We start from the raw sequence: 17916 nt of genomic DNA on the forward strand, positions 1-17916 counted from the left end.
GCCAGTATACCGGGTATAGAATTCCAGCCTGGAAAGGAAATTCTTCCATGACTGGACGCGTGAACCTGATGGCGCCGGAAGTCCGGGCCAATCCCTACCCCGTCTACGCGGAGCTGCGCCGCACCGCGCCGGTGTGTCAGGTGGAACCCGCTGGGCTGTGGGCCATCACCCGCTTCGAGGACGTGGCCGCGGCCTTCAAGAACCCGCAGGTGTTCTCCTCCGCCGGGGTGCGGACGACCACCGCGCCGCCGTGGCTGGGGCACAACCCCTTCTCCGAGTCGATGATCGTCATGGATCCGCCGCACCACATGCGGCTGCGCACGCTGGTGAGCCGCGCGTGGACGCCCGCGGCGGTGAACCGGCTGGAGCCGCGCATCCGCGGCTTCGCGCAGATACTGGCGGAGCGGCTGTCCCCGGAGCGCGAGGTGGACTTCGTGGACGCCTTCGCCATGCCGCTGCCCGCCAGCGTGATTGGCGAGCTCTTCGCCTTGGACCCCACCATGACGGCCCGCTACAAGCGCTGGTCGGTGGACCTGTCCAGCGTGTCCGGCACGACGGAGAAGGACACCCACCGGCACGACTCCATCCGCGCCACCGTGCGCGAGATGGAGGACTACCTGTCCAACGTCGTCGCCGAGCGCCGCCGCCACCCGCAGGACGACATGGTGTCGGACCTGGTGAAGTCACGCGTGGACGGCGAGGCGCTCAGCGACGCGGAGCTGATGAGCTTCCTGTTCCTCCTGGTGGTGGCGGGGCTGGAGACCACCGTGCAACTCGTCAGCCACTGCGTGCGCATGCTGATGGAGCAGCCGCACCTGGTGACCCGGCTGCGCGAGAACCCGTCGCAGGTGGGGCGCTTCGTGGAGGAGGTGCTGCGCTACGAGCCCTCCGTGCACGGCCTGGTGCGCGTCACCACGAAGGAGACGCAAGTCGCGGGCGTGGTGATTCCGGAGGGCGCGCGTGTGGCGCTGATGATCGGCTCCGCGTGCCGCGATGGCGAGCGCTTCAAGGACCCGGACACCTTCGACATGGACCGCGAGGGCGTGAACAACATGCCCTTCGGCCACGGCATCCACTTCTGTCTGGGCGCCCCGCTGGCCCGGCTGGAGGCGCGCGTGGGGCTGGAGGTGCTGCTGTCCCGCTTCACGCGCTTCACGCCCACGGGCCCGGTGAAGTGGAACACCTCCCTCACCGTGCGCGGCCCGCTGAGCCTGCCCCTCATCCCGCACGCCTGATGCGCGCGGGACGAAGGAGCCTGCTTCACGCCTCGATGTCGAACGCGAGCGACACGCGCTCGCCCGGGGCCACGTGCAACAGGCCCTCGCCGGTGGCCAGCGCCCCGGCGGCGGCCGTCCACGGCTCCACGCAGACGAAGTCCTTGCCCTGCAGCGTCCACACGACGAGCAGGCGGAACTCCTGGCTCCACGACAGCTTCACGGGGGACAGGCTTGGGCCCCGCTCCAGCACCGTGCCCGGCGCGGAGTGGTCACGCAGGTGCATGTCCACCTCCTGCGCCGTGAGGTCCAGGCCGGTGAAGGGCACCTCGTGCTTCGCGCGGTTGTCCCACGCGTGCGTGGCGTCCGTCTCCACGCGCGCCTGTGCTTTCTGGCCCTGCGGCACGCGGAAGTACGGGTGGTAGCCCAGGTGCAGCGGCAGGGGCCGCGTGTCCCGGTTCTCCACGTCGAAGTCCACCGTGAGCCTCCGGCCCGCCAGCGAGAACGCCAGCTGCGCATCGAAGGCCCACGGGTACTGGCGCAGCGTCTCCTCCGACGACGTCAGCCCCAGCACCAGCAGCGACTCCTCCGCCTGGCGCACCGTCCACGGCAGCTTCCGCGCGAAGCCGTGCTGCGGCAGCGAGTACGCCTTGCGGTCCGCCGGATACGTGTCCCCGGGCAGGGGACCGGCGTTGGGAAAGAGCACGGGGATGCCCCCGCGCACGCTCTTCGTGAGGTCGGCGACGGTGCTCTCGTCCAGATAGAGCACGTCCTCGCCGTCCACCACCATGCGCGTGACGAGCGCGCCGCGCGTGGGAATGACTTCCACGCGGCAGCCGCCGTCCTCCAGCGCATACGTCTCCAGCCCCGCGATGCCCGGGAACGGTCCGCTCATGGAACTAGATGGCCCCTTCCTTCGGGTCGCTGTCCATGAAGGGGTAGGGGACCTTCACCGGCGGCGCGAAGTTCTCCTTGATGGTGCGCGGGCTGGACCAACGGAACAGGTTGATCATCGACCCGGACTTGTCGTTGGTGCCGGACGCGCGGCTGCCGCCGAACGGCTGCTGGCCCACCACCGCGCCCGTGGGCTTGTCGTTGATGTAGAAGTTGCCCGCCGCGTTGCGCAGGGCGCTCATCATGTGCTCGATGGCCTTGCGGTCGCGCGCGAAGATGGCGCCCGTCAGCGCGTAGCTCGCGGACTGGTCGCACTCCTTCAGCGTCTCCTCGAGCTTCGCGTCCGGGTAGACGTACACGCCGACGAGCGGCGCGAAGATCTCCTCCGTCATGATGCGGTGGCGCGGGCTGTTGCACTGCACCAGCGTGGGCTGCACGAAGTAACCCTCGCTCTTGTCCGTGCCGCCGCCCGCGACGATGGTCGCGTCACCGCCGGACTTCGCCAGCTCGATGTACGAGGACACCTTCTTGAACGAGCGCTCGTCGATGACGGCGCCCATGAAGTTCCGGAAGTCCGCCACGTCGCCCATCTTGATTTCGCTGATGAGCGCCTGGAGGCGGGGCTTCAGCTTGGGCCACAGGGACTCCGGCACGTAGACGCGGCTGGCCGCGCTGCACTTCTGGCCCTGGTACTCGTAGCCGCCGCGCACGATGGCGACCGCGAGCGCCTCCAGGTCGTCCGCCGCGGAGGGGTGCGCGAAGATGAAGTCCTTGCCGCCCGTCTCACCCACCAGCCGCGGGTACTGCTTGTAGCGGCCGATGTTCTCTCCCACCGTCTTCCACAGGTTGTTGAACGTGGGCGTGGAGCCGGTGAAGTGGATGCCGCCCAGGTGGGGGCTCGCCAGCACCGGGTTGCCCACCGTGGGGCCGTCACCGGGCAGCATGTTGATGACGCCGTCGGGCAGGCCCGCCTCGCGCATCAGCTCCAGGCTGTACCAGGCGCTCAGGGCCTGCGTGGAGGACGGCTTCCACAGCACCACGTTGCCCATCAGCGCGGGCGACAGACAGAGGTTCAGCGCGATGGAGGTGAAGTTGAACGGCGCGATGGCGAAGACGAACCCGTCCAGCGGACGGTAGTCCGTCATGTTCCACATCTGCGGCGAGTTGTCCGGCTGGATGGCCAGGATCTGCTGCGCGAAGTGGACGTTGTAGCGAAGGAAGTCGATGAGCTCGCACGACGCGTCGATCTCCGCCTGGTGCGCCGTCTTCGACTGGCCCGCCATGGAGGACGCGTTGAGCAGCGGGCGGTAGCGCGTGGCGAGCAGCTCCGCGGCGCGCAGGAAGATGGCCGCGCGGGCGTGGAAGGGCATCCGCGCCCAGTCCTCCTTCACGCTCATGGCGTTCTGGATGGCCTGCTCCACGTGGCCCGCGTCGGCCTCGTGCAGGGTGGCCAGCACGTGCTCGTGCCGGTGCGGCATGCGCACGGTGTCCGTCTTGCCGGACTTCACGTGCTTGCCACCGATGACGACGGGGATCTCGATGCGCTCCCCGCTCATGCGCTTGAGGGTGGACTGGAGCTCCGAGCGCTCCGGGGTGCCGGGGGCGTAGGAGAGGACGGGCTCGTTCTTGGGAGCCGGGACGCGGGGGATGGCGTTGAGCACGCGAGGACCTCGGGACGAGAGGAAGGGAAGTTCGGGCAAGGTATAGCCCTCCCCGTGTCCCAGGTCAGTGACAGAAGCGTGGGGCGTCCTCGCCGAGACAGAGGCGAAGGCCGCGCCTGCTTCCAGGCGCGTGCCCGGCGGCCGTCCGGTTCAGCCCTCGCCCACGGCCTTGGCGGTGGAGCCCCTCGCGCGCTGCAGCACGGCGTGCAGCTGCGCGATGAGGTACGGCGGCTTCACCGGCTTGACCAGGTACGCGTCCGGCTGGGGCTGCCCGGGCTCCAGGTCCGTGCGCGGCGGGTAGCCGCTGACGAACATCACCGGCAGATGCGTCAGGGAGGGCTCCGCGCGAACGCGGCGGCACAGCTCGTAGCCGTCGATGCCCTCCATGTTCACGTCCGACAGGAGCACGTCCGGCGGCTGCGCCAGCGCGTGCGCGAGCCCTGTCTCTCCATCCGCGGCCACCGTGCAGTCGAACTCACCCGACAAGAGCAACCGCAGCGTCTCGCGCATGGTCCAGGAGTTCTCCACGATGAGGACCTTGGGCTTCACGGTGCATCGACTCCTGGGGAAGCAACGACGGACGGCAAAGGGGGACGGCGCGCACAGCATCCCCCCGCGGTGCGCACCGGGCAAGAGGTCCCCCCTCACCCGTGAGAATTCCCGAAAGCCTCCACCTCACGGGTTTGCCGCCAACGCCGCTAACCCTCGGGCGGCGGGTTCACGAGCCCGCGCCGGGAAACCTCGGAGTCCGGCTCCTCGTCGCCTCGCGCCTCGCGCTCGGGCACCTCGTCGTCCTTCCATTCCGCGCCGCGCTCCACCTCCGCCTCCCAGCGCGTCTCCTCCAGCGGGCCCGGGTTCTCGTCCTCGCGGGCCGCGGCCTGGGAGCGCTCGCGGGCCAGCTCGGCGGCGCCGCGGTCCAGCGCGTCCTCCATCTGTCCCCGGTTGCGCGGTTGGAAGTTCTTGGAGCCCTTGTCCGAAGCCATGGTGTCACCTCCAACGGGAAGGTGGGACGCACCGGGATGACCAGGCAATGACGGCGCGTGCGCACGCCGCCTGCCTGGCCGTCCAGGTACGGGAAGGGCGATGTGCGCCGTCCCGCCGCGTCAGCGCGGTGCGGAAGGCGGACGCTGAGCCAGCGGCTGCGTGTCCTCCCGCGACAGGCGTTGGACCTCCGGTGCCACGTCCCCGGTGGGCGCGGCGATGCTGCACCGCGCGCCGCCATGCACCAGGCCCACCACGCGCAGCTGCTCGTCCACCAGCGGCGCGCCGGAGTCCCCCGGCACGCCGTGCATCGTGGTGAAGAGCGCGTTGGGAACGTCCGGCAGCGACGGGCAGCGGCCCCAGCGCTCCACCATCACCCGTTGCGGATCGCCGGGCCGGTCGTGGCGTCCGGTGAAGACGAGCATCGCGCCGGGGATGGGCAGCCCTTCGGCCACCTCCAGCGGCGCCACCGGCGCCTTCGCCTCCAGCTCCAGCACCGCCATGTCCCGGCCGCGATCCACGAACACGTAGCGGCCATTCAGCTGCCGGCCGTCCTCGAAGTTCGTCCGCTCCTCGCCCGCGTCCCGTGCGACGCAGTGGGCCGCGGTGAGGACGTGGCGGCCCTGGCCCACCACCACGCCCGCGCAGTGTCCGTCGCCCAGCGTCACCGTCGCGGCTTCGGCCTTCTGCAGCCCTTCGGTTCCGCCAGGGCCGGACTGGCCGCAGGCCATCCAGGCGGTCACGGCCGCGAGTGCCACCGTGGCGCCGCTCCACTTCCATGCACGCATGCCGCTTCCCCCTCCTCCCCCGGGCGACGGGCCCAGGGGTTCGAAGGAACGGTGTGCATGCGTGCGGGTGTGTCGTGGGAGCGGGTGTGGAAGTGGCTCCCCAGCAGGCGTCCGGGCGCAATGCCCTGTCTTCTTCCAGCAAGGCGGTGAAATAGAGAATGGCAGCAGAGCGTGCACCTGCTCGGATGTCCCGGAGGCGGTGTCACTGAAACGTGCTATTCCTCGCTACGTCTGGATTCTGGAATCCAGACCCTGGCCCCGGAAGCGGCCAGCCCTTTGGCTCGTGAGCGACGACGAGAAGACAACGGTATTGGATGAACGCACCCGCCCTCCGAGCACCTGGGGGGAGCGGATGCGTACGCCCATCACGTTGCCGGGCTCGGGCATCGGAGAGCGGCGCTCGCTGATTCCCGGCGTCATCGTCACCGGGCGCTACCGCGTGGAGTCGCTGCTGGGCGAAGGCGGCATGGGCCGCATCTGGCTGGCGGACGACCTGCAGGAGCGCCGGCGCGTGGCGCTCAAGGAGATGCACGTCCCCTCGGAGCTGTCCGCGGCGAAGGTGGAGGAGCTGGTGCTGCTGTTCCGGCACGAGTTCTTCGCCATGAAGAAGCTCCAGCACCCGTCCACGCTCAAGGTCTTCGACTGGGGCATGACGGAGGCCGGCAACCGCTTCATCACCATGGAGGTGGTGGGCGGCAATGACCTGAGCACGCTGGTGCGGGACGCGCCGCTGGACACGCGCACGCTGTATCGCGTGTTGATCCAGATGGCGCAGGTGTTGGCGTTCATCCACTCGCGCCTGTACGTGCACTGCGACATCAAGGCCAGCAACGTGCGCATCACCGAGTCCGGCGCGGTGAAGCTGATGGACTTCGGCGTGATGCACCAGCTGGGCACGCCCAGCCCCGGCAAGCTGAAGGGCACGCTGGAGTACCTGGCGCCGGAGTGGCAGCGCGGCGCGAGCATCGACGGGCGCGCGGACCTGTACTCGCTGGGCGTGATGGCCTGGTACCTGGCCACCCGCAAGCTGCCCTTCAAGCGCAATAGCCCCGCGGTGCTGCTCGCGGATCACCTGACGCGCCCGCCGCCGCGCCCCTCCACGCTCTGCCCGGTGGATCCGCAGCTGGAGGAGATCATCCTCCTCTTGATGGCGAAGGACCCGCGCGAGCGCTTCCAGGACGCGGGTGAGCTCTTGGAGGCGCTCTGCCACGCCAGCGGCGAGCCCGTCCCCGAGGAGCCGCTGTCCGCGCGCGCCAGCTACCTGCACGTGCCGGAGGTGGTGGGGCGCGAGGCGGAGCTGGAAGGGCTGATGAACGGCCTGGCGGAGGCGGACTGGGGTCAGTCGCGCGCGATGCTGGTGGGCGGCCCCGCGGGCGTGGGCAAGACGCGGCTGCTCCAGGAGTTCGAGCTCCAGGCGAAGCTGGCGGAGCTGCCCTTCGGCCGGGGCCAGTGCCGCGCGGAGGGGCTGTCCCCGCTGGCGCCGGTGGCGCAGGCCCTGCGCTGCCTGGTGCCGCAGACGCCCTCGGACTTGATGGAGCGGGTGAAGGCCCCGCTCGCGCGCCTCTTGTCGCCGGAGGTGCTGGAGGGCGACCAGGACGATCAGCTGCCGCGCGACGGCTCCGAGGAGAAGGCCGCCTTCTTCGAGGCGCTGACGGAGTGGACCCACACGCTCGGCGGGCGGCAGTCCTTCGTGCTGTGCTTCGAGGACCTGCAGTGGGCGGACAGCGCGTCGCTGGAGGCGCTCAACGTCCTCATCCGCGCGCTGCACGGCACGCGCGGCGTGGTGGTGGGCACGTTCCGCTCGCAGGAGCTGTCGCGCCTGAGCCTCGCGTTCCAGACGGTGGACGAGAAGCTCACGTCCCGCATGGACCTGGAGCCCCTGTCCGCCGAGCACGTGGCCAAGCTGGTGGGGCTGGTGCTGCCGGGATTGGACGTGCCGGAGGGCTTCGTGCAGCGGCTGCACGAGACGACCGGAGGCAACGCCTTCTTCGCCACGGAATGCCTGCGCATGCTGGTGGAGGCGGGCGCGCTGCGGCGCGTGGGTGGACGGTGGGAGGCGGAAGACGGACTGGGCACGCGACGGCTCCCCGCGAGCATCCAGGAGGCGGTGCTGGTGCGTCTGGCCAGCGCGCCGCCGGAGCAGGTGTCGCTGCTGCGCAAGCTGGCGCCCGCGGGCCGGATGCTGGACCTGCCGCTCTTGCGCGCGCTGTCCGGCCTGCCGGAGGCGGAGCTGTTCGCCGTGCTGGACGGCATCGTGGAGCGGCAGTTCCTCCAGGATGTCGAAGGCCGCTACGTCTTCACGCACGACACCGTGCACCAGGCCGTCTACGACAGCACGCCGGAGGCGGAGCGCCGGGCGTACCACGGTCAGGTGGCGCGGGTGCTCCAGGCGCTGCCCGCGGGGCGCTCGGGTGTGGTGCGCGCGGTGGGCTGGCACTTCGCGCGCTCGGACGCGCCCGCGGAGGCCATCCAGCCGCTGCTGGAGGCAGGCCATGCCGCCATCGAGGCGGAGGCGCTGCTGGAGGCCACGCTGCTCTTGAAGGAAGCGGCGGGGCTCCTGGAGTCCGCGCCGGACTTCCCGGGCCGCTCGGAGCAGCTCTTGCGCACGTGGGTGTCGCTGGTGGAGGTGGGCTACTCCAGTGATCCGCCGACGTCGGTGGCGTACGCGGAGCGGCTCTTCGCGCACTGGGCGGCCACGGTGGACGTGGAGGCTGGACGGCGCGAGGCGCTCTCCCGGCTGGAGTCCGCGCGCGTGGCCACGCCCGCGGAGCGCGAGGAGCTGCTCATCCCGCTCTTCCGCGAGGTGTCGGCGGACGGGCGGATGACGCCGGTGGACGTCTTCTGGAAGCGCTCCGAGCTGCAAATCCTCCAGGGCATGGCGCTGGCCATCCTGGGGCGCACGGATGAGCTGGAGGCGCTCATCGAGGGCGTGGCCGCCGAGCACCCTGAGGACTCGCCGTACCGGGCGGGGCTGTCCGTGGCGCGCTCGACGCTGTGCGCGTACACCGGCCACTGGGCGGGCGGGGTGGCCGAGCAGCGCAAGCAGGTGCAGCGGCTGCGCGAGTTCCGCGACGCGGTGGGGCGTCCGCCCCGGCGGCTGGCGTGGGCGCTGGGCATGGGCGGCTACCTGCTCAACGTGAACCTGGCCCTGCGCGGCGAGCCGCTGGACGAAGCGCTGCTGAAGGACGGGCTGCACCTGGCGGAAGCGCAGGGCTTCACCGACGTGCGCGCCTACCACCTCTTCGCGCAGGTGGCGCGCGCGGCCTTCACCGGCGACGGCGCCGCGTTCGCGTCCGCGCTCGCGCAGAAGACGGAGCTCGTGCGGCGGCTGGGCAGCCCCCGGTTGATGGAGCGCAACCTGGCCCTCTTCACGCCGCCGTACTACCTGGAGCGCGGCGAGCACGAGCTCGTCGCCGCGGTGGTGTCGCGCGGCGAGGCGCTCTCGCGCGTGCTGCCCGGGGACCGCTGGCTGCGCGCGCACGTGCAGGTGTACCAGGCGTGCCGCGACGTGCTCTTCGAGGACGCGGCCGCCGCGCGCGAGTCGCTGCCCCGCGCCCTGGAGTCCGCGCGGAAGGGCGGCCTGCGCATGGAGACGCTGGTGCGCGTGTACCAGTCGCGCTTCGAGCGGGAACAGGGCCGGCTGCCCGCCGCGCTCGCCGCCGCCGAGGCCGCGCTGGAGCGCGCCCTGGACCCGCGCTTCGCCAACCCCTGGGACGAAATCCTGGCCCGCCGCGCCCTGGCGCCGCTGGTGTCCCAGGAGGAGGGGGACGCGCACCTGCGCCACGCGCGCCTGCTGGCGGAGTCCACCGGCAACGTGCTCCAGATGGGCCTCGTGTACATGCAGCACGCGGAGCGGCACGGCACGCCGGGAGAGGCGATGCGGGAGCTGGAGATCGCCGAGCGGGCCTTCACCACCGCCCGGGCCACGCATCTGCAACAGCTTGCCCAGTCGCTGCGCGGCCCGCTGTCGCGCCAGCACGAGGACGTGAAGCAGAGCGCCTGACGGCCGGGTCGTGCTTAGGATGGGCCCATGGCCCCCTCCCCCCTGCGCTTCTGCCTGGACTACCTGTCCCCGTACGCCTACCTCGCCTGGCTGCGCATGCCCGCCATCGCGGAGCGTCACGGCCGGGTGCTGGAGCCCGTGCCGGTGCTGCTCGCGGGGCTGCTCAATGCCGTGGGCTCCATTGGCCCGGCGGAGATTCCCGCCAAGCGCGTCTACGTCTTCAAGCAGACGTTCCGCATCGCGCACGAGCAGGGCGCGCCGTTCACCCTGCCGCCCTCGCACCCGTTCAACCCGCTGTTGTCCCTGCGCGTGACGGCGGCGGTGGAGGACGTGGCGGAGCGCACGCGGCTCACCACCGCGCTCTACTCGGCCGCGTGGGGCCAGGGCCGGGGCATCGAGACGCCGGAGCAGGTGGGCGCGGTGCTGACGGACGCGGGCTTCGACGCGCGGGCGCTGCTCGAGCGGGCCCAGCTGCCGGAGGTGAAGGACCGCCTGCGCAAGAACACGGAGGCCGCGCTCGCCCAGGGCGCCTTCGGCGTGCCGTCCGTGCTGGTGGACGACGAGATGTTCTGGGGCGTGGACTCGCTGGGCCACCTGGAGCGCTTCCTGGAGGGCCGCGACCCGCTCACCCCCGCGGACCTGGCGAAGTGGCAGCACCTGCCCGCCACCGCGGACCGGCGCCAGGGCGGAAAGCCCCGCCCGTGAACGTGCTCGGGCAGCTGGGAGTGGCCGTCGCCGGGCTGGTGCTGGCCGGCGTGCTCCTGTTCCTCAACTTCTGGCGCGCGCTGCTCTACCTCTTCCCCCACACCGTCCGGGTGGAGCCGGAGGCCCCCGCGGACCAGATGGACCTGCCGGAGTCCTTGAGCCCCCTGGCGGGACAGCTCCAGGCGCTGGGCTTCACGCCCCTGGGCAGCCACGAGGAGAAGCCGCTCCTCCAGCAGGCCACCCGCTCCTACGACTGGGCGCACCCGGGCGAGCGCGTCTTCGCCACCCTCCACGAGGGCAGCGACCTGTTGCCCCGGCTCTACCTGCTCACCCCCCTGGCTTCCGGGGGCTTCGTGGTGACGGCCAGCTACCGCCGCCCCGCGCTGGACGTGCCCGGCTACCGCTCCGGGTCGTTGGAGGACGCAGCACCGGAGCGCCTGTTGCGCGCGCATGTGCGACGACTCGAGGGGTTGGAACCGGCGGGGCCGGAGGGCTTCACCTGGGAGGGGCGGGTCCAGGCGGCCAGGGCCTGGTACCTGGGCCTGGGGCGCAAGGAAATCCGCCGCCAGAACCTCCAGGGCCTGTTGTGGACGGCCATCGCGCTTGCCATCGTCGCCAGCGCCTTCCTGGGACGGCGCGCGGGCTGACGGCCCCCTGGACGCTATTCCGCGTCACGTCGTGCGTGCACCGCGCGCCCCGGAAGAGTAGGGAGACGAGCACCATGAAGAGCGTGTCCAAGAACGAGGAAATCTACTTCCTGTCCGGCAAGCGCACCCCGTTCGGTACCTACGGCGGAAGCCTCAAGGACCTGAGCGCCACCGACCTGGCCGTGGAGTCCGCGAAGGCGGCCCTGGCCCAGGCGGGCGTCTCCCCGGAGCAGATTGAGCATGTGGTCTACGGCAACGTCGTCCAGACGAGCTCGGACGCCATCTACCTGCCGCGCCATGTGGGCTTGCGCACGGGCGTGCCGGTGCCGGTGCCCGCGCTGGGCGTCAACCGGCTGTGCGGCTCCGGCTTCCAGGCCTTCGTCACGGCCGCGGAGATGATGCTGACGGGCGGCGCGGAGGCCGTCCTCGCGGGCGGCACGGAGTCCATGAGCCAGGCGCCCCACGTCATCCGCGGCGCGCGCTGGGGCATCCCCCTGGGCAAGGGCGGCCTGGAGGACATGCTCTGGACGGCGCTCACGGACAGCTACACCGGCCAGGCCATGGCGCTCACCGCCGAGCAGCTGGCGGTGGACTACGGCCTCACGCAGGACGACGTGGACCAGTACGCGGTGCTCACCCAGAAGCGCTTCGCCGCGGCGCAGGAGGCGGGCCGGCTGGCGGATGAAATCGCGCCGGTGACGCTCAAGGGCAAGAAGGGCGACACGGTGGTTTCGAAGGACGAGCACAACCGTCCGGAGACCACGGTGGAGGGGCTGCGCAAGCTGCCCAAGGTGTTCAAGAAGGACGGCGTGGTGCACGCGGGCGCGGCCAGCGGCATCTGCGACGGCGCGGGCTCCATGGTCATGGCCACGCGCAGCTTCGTGGAGAAGCACGGCCTCAAGCCCGTGGCGCGGCTCGTCAACTGGGGCATCGCCGGCTGCGACCCGCGCATCATGGGCATTGGCCCGGCGCCGGCCATCCGCAACCTGCTCAAGCGCGCGGACGCGAAGCTCACGGACGTGGACCTCTTCGAGGTCAACGAGGCCTTCGCGCCCCAGTACCTGGCGGTGGAGAAGGACCTGGGCCTGCCACGCGACGCCACCAACGTCAACGGCGGCGCCATCGCCGTGGGCCACCCGCTGGGCGCCTCCGGGGCCCGCATCACCATGACGCTGGCGTACGAGCTGAAGCGCCGGGGCGCCCGCTATGGTATCGGGTCCGCCTGCATCGGTGGCGGCCAGGGCATCGCCGTACTGGTCGAGGCGCTGTAGGCGCGCGCCGTGGCGACGGGGTACGGGGCAGACGACATCCGGACGGGACGTGGTGAGATGAGCAACGAGGTGGACGCGAAGACGGCCCGCGAGCGGGCCAAGGCCATCGCCGAGCAGCGCCGGGCCGAGCGCCGCAACCGCAAGCGCCGCTGCGTGGTGTGCGGTGTGGAGGAGAGCGACAAGACGCCCCTGACGGCCCACCCGGAGGGCATCGGTCCCGCCTGCAAGGATGAAGTCACCTGTCAGGCCCGGCGCGCCGCCGCCGGTCGCTGAACAAGCCGGGGGCATGCGCCCACCCCTTCCGCCGCACTGTCGGCGGGTGGACGATGGGTGGGCCCCGCTCCCAGGTGGACTCCCCAAGGGGCGGGAGGCGGCTCCCGGGCCGGATTGTCGGGCCCGTTTCTTGATGGCGCCCCCGACTCGGGGTAAACATTTGTAATCTCTGGTGACACGAGGGTGGAATGGCCGTTATCAGCTTCACGGGAGTCAAGGTGTTCTCCACCACGCTCGCGCGCGATCGCGAGAACATGGGTGAGAACATCACCAAGTGGCTGAAGGAGAACTCCGCCGTGGAGATCGTGGACAAGATCGTCACGCAGTCCTCGGACAAGGAGTTTCACTGTCTGACCATCACGCTCTTCTACCGCCACAAGGCGTAAGCCCCGGCAGGTACAGCGAAGGCGTGGGATGCGAGGGCGCTTCTCCCTGGTGACACCAGGGCGGGGCGCCCTTCATCGTTTCTGGATTTGGGGTTGCGGACCGGGCGGGCTTCCACCACCTTTGGGCCTCTATGCGACCCATGCGGGGCTTCAATCGAGGCGGCGGCGGTTTCGGCGACATGTTCCCGAGCCTGGATTCGATGGCCGCCAAACTGGCGATAGCGTTCGTGGGCATCTCCGCCCTGTTCCTGGCGACGTCGCGAGGGCAGGGGGCGTTGCTGCTGCTCAATCCGGCGGACGTGATTCTGCGCTTCCGCGTCTGGGAGCTGGTCACCTACGCCTTCGTGGCCACGGGCCCGCTGGGCATCCTCTTCGGCGGCCTCATCATCTGGTCCATCGGTGGCTTCCTGGAGTCCACCTGGGGCGGCAAGCGGCTGTTGCTGGTGGCGGTGGGCATCCCGGTGGTGGCGGGCCTCATCACCACGGCGCTGGCCCTGGTGATGCCCATGAGCGTCTACGCGGGCGGCTCCGTGATGACGGCGGTGATGTGGGTGGCCTACGGGCTCGTCATCGGCAAGGGGCAGACGAACTTCTGGGGCATCCCGCTGACGGGCAACTGGTTCGCGGCCATTGGCGCGGGCTTCACGGTGCTGAACATGCTGACCGCGGGCTCCTGGCGCGCGGTGGCGCCGGAGATTTTCGGCCTGGTGCTGGTGTTCGTGTACGTGCGCGGCGCGAGCCCCAAGCGGCTGATGCTCCAGTTGCAGCACTGGCGCCTGCAGCGGCAGCTGCGCGACCGCTCCAAGCACCTGCGCGTGGTGGACCGCAACCGCCCGCCGGACCGCGACCAGTACCTCAACTGACGGCACGGACGGCCGCGCGCCTTTTAGTGCGCGGCCTCCGGGTGGCCGTACTGCTTGAGCTTCCGGTAGAGCGTGGCCACGCCGATGTCCAACTGCTCCGCGGTGCGTGAGCGGTTGCCCCCGTTCTGCGCCAGCACCGCGAGGATGTACTCCTTCTCCATGTCCTCCAGCCGGCGCGGGTTGCCGGTGGGGACCAGGCTGGGTGGCGCGGCGCGCACCTCTTCCGGCAGGTCGTCGCGCTCCAGGCGTGGGCCTTCGCACAGCGCCACCGCGCGCTCGACGGCGTTGCCCAGCTCGCGCACGTTGCCCGGCCAGGGGTAGCGCAGCAGTTGATCCGCCGCGTCCGGGGACAGGCCATTCACGCGGCGGCCCAGCCGCTCGCCGGTCTCCGCCAGCAGCAGCCGCGCCAGGGGGAGGATGTCCTCGCGGCGCTCGCGCAGGGGCGGGATGCGCAGCTCGATGACGCGCAGACGGTAGAAGAGGTCCTGGCGGAAGCGGCCCAGGCGGACCTCCTCGGACAGCTCGCGGTTGGTGGCGGCCACCACGCGCACGTCCACCTTGCGGCTGGTGTTCTCTCCCACGCGGCGCACCTCGCGCTCCTGGAGGGCGCGCAGCAGCTTCGCCTGCATGGCGGGGGGCACTTCGCCCACTTCATCCAGGAAGAGGGTGCCGCCGTGCGCCGCCTCGAAGAGGCCGGGCCGGTCGTGCGTGGCGCCGGTGAAGGCGCCCTTCGCGTGGCCGAACAGCTCGCTCTCCAGGAGGCTCTCCGTCACCGCGGCGCAGTTCACGGCGATGAAGGCCTTGTGCGAGCGGCCGGACTCGTCGTGGATGAGCCGGGCGATGCGCTCCTTGCCCACGCCGCTCTCGCCGGTGACGAGCACCGTGGTGTCCACCTTGGCGGACCTGCGCGCCAGGTTGAGCACGCGCTGCATGGCCTCCGAGCGGGCCACCATGCCGGTGGGGTCCTCCGTCACGCCGGACACGCGCGCCAGCGACTGGCGCTTCGCGCGCAGCTTGCGCTCCGCCTGCCGCAGCGCCTCCGTCACCTGTCCGAGCACGCCCTCCATGCACTGCGTTTCATAGAAGCGCAGGAACTCCGTGCACTCGGTGCTCCACTCCGCCTCCGGGCGGCCCACGATGTGGCAGAACGCGTCGCCCTTGCCCACGCACTTGAGCTCCGCGCAGTAGATGGGCTTGCCGTTGCAGTAGCTCAGGTAGCCGGACGCGAAGCCGGTGAGGCTCCAGCACACGGGCTCCTCCGCCTGGCCCAGGTGGAGCAGGTGCTGCTCGGCCTCATAGGAGTCGCTCCACTGCGCTTCCGCGAAGGGCTCCGGGCCGTCCTGGGCCGTGCGCTCGATGCGCTCCACGCGCACCTGGCCCATCAGCGTGTGCAGCCGACCGCCCGAGCGGCGCCACTCCGCTTCATCCTTCCACGGCACCGCGGTCTTCATCGCCTCCGCCGTGCGCCAGCCGTGCGCGTAGCCCAGCCGCGTGAAGATGCCGCGCGCGGCTGTCATCCCCAGCATCCCGATGAGCTCCTTGCGCAAGAGCCCCAGCGTCACCGGGTCCATCAACAGCGCCCGCTGCCCGGCGAAGCGGATGACTCCGCCCTTCGGCTCGAACGCCAGGAGCTCCTTCAAGTCCAAACCTTCCAGACCCGTCACGACGTCTCTCCCAGGTGTCTCAGTCTGAGGTGCTTCTCTATCAATCTGAGAGTCGTTTCACAGTGCTGGAATGAGATGTCGAGCAATTATCAGTGGTTGCCACGTCCGCTGCGTTGGTCCTGGGGTTGCAGTACAAGCCGCCACGATGCCAACCGGGGTGGACAGACGCGAGGTGCTGCAGGGTGTGGCGGCCGCCGGGGTGGCGGGAGTGATGGGGCCCGGTCCCTCGGTCGCCCGGCAGGTGGCGCCGGCGCTGTTCGTGTCGCACGGCTCGCCCATGACGGCGCTGGACGCGGACGAATATCCCCAGGCGCTCAAGCGCTTTGGTGACGGCGTGGGCGCGGTGAAGGCGCTGGTGGTGGTGTCGGCGCACTGGGAGACGGACGCGCGCGTGCATGTCACGGCGATGGCCGCTCCGCCGCTCGTCTACGACTTCTACGGCTTCCCGGAGGAGATGTACCGGCTGCGTTACGCGCCGCCCGGCGCTCCTTCGCTGGCCGAAGACGTGGTGGCGCGGCTGTCCTCCGCGGGTGTGCCCGCGGTGGCGGACGGCGAGCGCGGTCTGGACCACGGCGTCTGGGTGCCCCTGCGGCATGCGTTCCCGGAGGCGCGCGTGCCCGTGTTGCAGGTGGCGCTGCCGGCGGACGCGACGCCCGCGCAGGTGGCGCGCATGGGCGAGGCGCTGCGTCCTTTGCGCTCGGAGGGCGTGCTGCTCATGGGCAGCGGCGGGGTGGTGCACAACCTGCGCCGGGTGAATTTCAGATCCAAGCTGGCGTCCGTCGAACCATGGGCCGCCGAGTTCGACGCGTGGGTCGCCGGAAAACTTGCCGCACGTGACTTCCTTGGGCTTCAGTCATGGATGGATGCACCGAATGCGCGGGTCGCGCATCCATCTGCCGAGCATTGGTTGCCCATGTATTTCGTCCTCGGAGCCGCCCTCCCCGAGGACCGCATCACCCCGGTGTTCGAGGGCTTCCATCACGGAACCTTGTCCATGCGCAGCTTCGCGCTGCGCGCCTGAACCTCGCAGTCCGCAACCTCAAGGAGTTCACACCATGAAGATGTCGCTCAAGTCCGCCATCACGCTGCTCGCCGTCGCCGCCCCGTCGTTTGCCTTCGCGTCCGCGTGGGAGATCGACTCGTCGCACTCCAGCGCGCAGTTCGCCGTGAAGCACATGATGGTGTCCAACGTGCGTGGCACGTTCAGCAACGTGAAGGGCAACGTCAACCTGGATGACAAGGACATCACCAAGTCCACCATCGAGGCGACCCTCGACGCGACCACCATCAACACCAACGAGCCCAAGCGCGACGAGCACCTGAAGAGCCCGGACTTCTTCGACACGGCGAAGTTCCCCACCATCACCTTCAAGTCCACGAAGGTGGCGAAGGCCGGCAAGGACAAGCTGAACGTCACGGGCGACCTGACGATGCACGGCGTGACCAAGCCGGTGACGCTGGCCGTGGAAGGCCCGACGGCGGAGACGAAGGACGCGTGGGGCAACGTGCGCCGTGGCGCCGTGGCGACCACGAAGATCAAGCGCAGCGACTTCGGCCTGACCTGGAACAAGGCGCTGGAGGCCGGCGGCGTGGCGGTGGGTGACGAGGTGACCATCACCCTGGACCTGGAGACCACGAAGAAGCCGGACGCGGCGGCCCCGACGGCCACCGACAAGAAGTAGTCGTCGTCCCAGCCTTGAAATGAAGAGAGGGGCCTCGGGTGACCGGGGCCCCTCTTTTCATGCGCGGTGGGGGCGGGCCGCGCCGCCCCCGGGTGTGACGCTTCAGCCCTCGGCGACGGCCTGCACGCTGGCGCGGTAGATGAAGATGCGCGCGGTGTTGGTGCGGGTGTCGGCGGGGATGACGAAGAAGCCCGGGGTGGGGCCCTTGAAGTCCTGGGAGAAGCCGGCCACCTGGCGGCCGTCGTTGAAGGTGACGCGGATCTTCGAGCCCTCCGCCTGCGGCTGACGCGCGCCCGCGGCGAGCATGAAGAAGATGGCCTTCACGCGCTTGCCGGGGATGCGCTCCGGGGCGAAGCCGCTCTGCTGCTCCAGGGAGATGGTGTCCTCCAGGAGGTCCGCGTCGCGGATGGTGCCGCGCTTCACCTGTCCTTCGACGGTGTGGATGATGACGCGGTGTTCGCCTTCCACGAAGGAGCTGGCGGCGGACGTGAAGCCGGGCCCCGGCACTTCGAAGAGCGTGTCGTCCGTGGGGCGCAGGTGGTTGGCGGACGCGGCGACGGCCGGTGCCGAGGGGGCCACGGGCGCCGGGCTCTTGAGTGTCGGGCTGGCGGGTGTCAGCCGGGCCACGGGCAGGGAGGGCGCGGCGGAGAGTGACAGGGCCGGCGCGGGCGGCGGAGGGATGGCCGCGACAGGCAGGGCGGGGAGCTCCTCGACGAGCTCGATGTCGGCCACGGGCTCGGAGTCCACCTCCTCGACGTCGAGGGCGGGCGTGGCGTCGAGCTCCGCGTCCACGTCCACGGCGGGCTCTTCCCAGCCGGCGGACGGGGTGGGGGCGGTGATGTCGGTGAGGGAGACCTCTTCCTCGGCGACGGGCTCGCTCCACT

The 17916-nt window shown here is 70.6% G+C and carries 16 protein-coding genes and 1 pseudogene; 10 read left to right on the forward strand and 7 right to left on the reverse strand.

The features are described from left to right. Positions 1-47: 47 nt before the first annotated feature. Positions 48-1235, forward strand: a complete 1188-nt coding sequence (locus D7Y21_RS24865; protein ID WP_121716121.1) for a cytochrome P450 — start codon at positions 48-50, stop codon at positions 1233-1235. A gap of 25 nt (positions 1236-1260) precedes the next feature. Here the strand turns inward: D7Y21_RS24865 and D7Y21_RS24870 are convergent, their stop codons facing one another. From D7Y21_RS24870 to D7Y21_RS24890, 5 genes are all read right to left on the reverse strand, one after another. Further along, positions 1261-2109, reverse strand: a complete 849-nt coding sequence (locus tag D7Y21_RS24870) for an aldose epimerase (RefSeq protein ID WP_121716123.1) — start codon at positions 2107-2109, stop codon at positions 1261-1263. 4 nt (positions 2110-2113) lie between these two features. Continuing rightward, positions 2114-3769: an L-glutamate gamma-semialdehyde dehydrogenase gene (gene pruA / locus D7Y21_RS24875; RefSeq protein ID WP_121716125.1), complete on the reverse strand. Its 1656-nt coding sequence runs from the start codon at positions 3767-3769 to the stop codon at positions 2114-2116. Between the two features lie 150 nt (positions 3770-3919). Continuing rightward, positions 3920-4318, reverse strand: coding sequence for a response regulator transcription factor (locus tag D7Y21_RS24880; protein ID WP_120567595.1), 399 nt, complete (start codon positions 4316-4318; stop codon positions 3920-3922). A gap of 149 nt (positions 4319-4467) precedes the next feature. Next, the gene (locus D7Y21_RS24885) at positions 4468-4752 is read right to left on the reverse strand and encodes a hypothetical protein (protein ID WP_120567594.1); all 285 of its coding nucleotides are present in this window, start codon (positions 4750-4752) and stop codon (positions 4468-4470) included. 120 nt (positions 4753-4872) lie between these two features. After that, complete coding sequence (locus D7Y21_RS24890) at positions 4873-5538, reverse strand: serine protease (RefSeq protein WP_120567593.1); 666 nt, start codon at positions 5536-5538, stop codon at positions 4873-4875. A 352-nt stretch (positions 5539-5890) separates the two neighbouring features. Here D7Y21_RS24890 and D7Y21_RS24895 point away from each other — a divergent pair, with 352 nt between their 5' ends. The 7 genes from D7Y21_RS24895 to D7Y21_RS24925 all read left to right on the forward strand — a co-directional run bounded on the left by D7Y21_RS24895 (position 5891) and on the right by D7Y21_RS24925 (position 13686). Then, positions 5891-9541, forward strand: a complete 3651-nt coding sequence (locus D7Y21_RS24895) for a serine/threonine-protein kinase (protein WP_121716127.1) — start codon at positions 5891-5893, stop codon at positions 9539-9541. Between the two features lie 27 nt (positions 9542-9568). Beyond that, positions 9569-10246, forward strand: coding sequence for a 2-hydroxychromene-2-carboxylate isomerase (locus tag D7Y21_RS24900; RefSeq protein ID WP_121716129.1), 678 nt, complete (start codon positions 9569-9571; stop codon positions 10244-10246). Next, positions 10243-10893 carry a hypothetical protein gene (locus D7Y21_RS24905; RefSeq protein ID WP_120567590.1) on the forward strand — a complete coding sequence of 217 codons (651 nt, stop codon included), beginning with the start codon at positions 10243-10245 and terminating at the stop codon, positions 10891-10893. Before D7Y21_RS24900 ends, D7Y21_RS24905 begins: the two co-directional genes overlap by 4 nt. A gap of 74 nt (positions 10894-10967) precedes the next feature. Next, positions 10968-12164, forward strand: coding sequence for an acetyl-CoA C-acetyltransferase (locus tag D7Y21_RS24910; RefSeq protein ID WP_121716131.1), 1197 nt, complete (start codon positions 10968-10970; stop codon positions 12162-12164). Positions 12165-12221: 57 nt separating this feature from the next. Then, complete coding sequence (locus D7Y21_RS24915) at positions 12222-12437, forward strand: hypothetical protein (protein WP_014399195.1); 216 nt, start codon at positions 12222-12224, stop codon at positions 12435-12437. Positions 12438-12625: 188 nt separating this feature from the next. Then, positions 12626-12823 (forward strand): hypothetical protein, encoded by a 198-nt coding sequence (locus D7Y21_RS24920; protein WP_120567588.1) that lies wholly within the window; start codon positions 12626-12628, stop codon positions 12821-12823. Between the two features lie 131 nt (positions 12824-12954). Then, complete coding sequence (locus D7Y21_RS24925; RefSeq protein WP_120567587.1) at positions 12955-13686, forward strand: rhomboid family intramembrane serine protease; 732 nt, start codon at positions 12955-12957, stop codon at positions 13684-13686. A gap of 23 nt (positions 13687-13709) precedes the next feature. Here D7Y21_RS24925 and D7Y21_RS24930 read toward each other — a convergent pair whose 3' ends face one another. Continuing rightward, positions 13710-15350: a sigma-54-dependent Fis family transcriptional regulator gene (locus D7Y21_RS24930; protein ID WP_120620251.1), complete on the reverse strand. Its 1641-nt coding sequence runs from the start codon at positions 15348-15350 to the stop codon at positions 13710-13712. Between the two features lie 145 nt (positions 15351-15495). Here D7Y21_RS24930 and D7Y21_RS24935 point away from each other — a divergent pair, with 145 nt between their 5' ends. Beyond that, positions 15496-16371 carry a dioxygenase gene (locus D7Y21_RS24935; RefSeq protein WP_121716133.1) on the forward strand — a complete coding sequence of 292 codons (876 nt, stop codon included), beginning with the start codon at positions 15496-15498 and terminating at the stop codon, positions 16369-16371. A gap of 34 nt (positions 16372-16405) precedes the next feature. Then, entirely contained in the window at positions 16406-17032 is a 627-nt protein-coding gene (locus D7Y21_RS24940) for a YceI family protein (protein WP_120567584.1), read from the forward strand. A 102-nt stretch (positions 17033-17134) separates the two neighbouring features. On the opposite strand, the pseudogene D7Y21_RS41900 reads toward D7Y21_RS24940, so the two are convergent. Further along, positions 17135-17916: pseudogene (locus D7Y21_RS41900) on the reverse strand (hypothetical protein); the annotation flags it as partial.

The organism is Corallococcus sp. AB045 (genome assembly GCF_003668895.1).
Lineage (GTDB): Bacteria > Myxococcota > Myxococcia > Myxococcales > Myxococcaceae > Corallococcus > Corallococcus coralloides.

Coding starts and splice junctions, on each gene's coding strand:
- D7Y21_RS24865 (WP_121716121.1), top strand. CDS start 48: ATGACTGGACGCGTGAACCTGATGGCGCCGGAAGTCCGGGCCAATCCC.
- D7Y21_RS24900 (WP_121716129.1), top strand. CDS start 9,569: ATGGCCCCCTCCCCCCTGCGCTTCTGCCTGGACTACCTGTCCCCGTAC.
- D7Y21_RS24935 (WP_121716133.1), top strand. CDS start 15,496: ATGCCAACCGGGGTGGACAGACGCGAGGTGCTGCAGGGTGTGGCGGCC.
- D7Y21_RS24885 (WP_120567594.1), bottom strand. CDS start 4,752: ATGGCTTCGGACAAGGGCTCCAAGAACTTCCAACCGCGCAACCGGGGA.
- D7Y21_RS24940 (WP_120567584.1), top strand. CDS start 16,406: ATGAAGATGTCGCTCAAGTCCGCCATCACGCTGCTCGCCGTCGCCGCC.
- D7Y21_RS24925 (WP_120567587.1), top strand. CDS start 12,955: ATGCGACCCATGCGGGGCTTCAATCGAGGCGGCGGCGGTTTCGGCGAC.
- D7Y21_RS24915 (WP_014399195.1), top strand. CDS start 12,222: ATGAGCAACGAGGTGGACGCGAAGACGGCCCGCGAGCGGGCCAAGGCC.
- D7Y21_RS24890 (WP_120567593.1), bottom strand. CDS start 5,538: ATGCGTGCATGGAAGTGGAGCGGCGCCACGGTGGCACTCGCGGCCGTG.
- D7Y21_RS24920 (WP_120567588.1), top strand. CDS start 12,626: ATGGCCGTTATCAGCTTCACGGGAGTCAAGGTGTTCTCCACCACGCTC.
- D7Y21_RS24895 (WP_121716127.1), top strand. CDS start 5,891: ATGCGTACGCCCATCACGTTGCCGGGCTCGGGCATCGGAGAGCGGCGC.
- D7Y21_RS24870 (WP_121716123.1), bottom strand. CDS start 2,109: ATGAGCGGACCGTTCCCGGGCATCGCGGGGCTGGAGACGTATGCGCTG.
- D7Y21_RS24910 (WP_121716131.1), top strand. CDS start 10,968: ATGAAGAGCGTGTCCAAGAACGAGGAAATCTACTTCCTGTCCGGCAAG.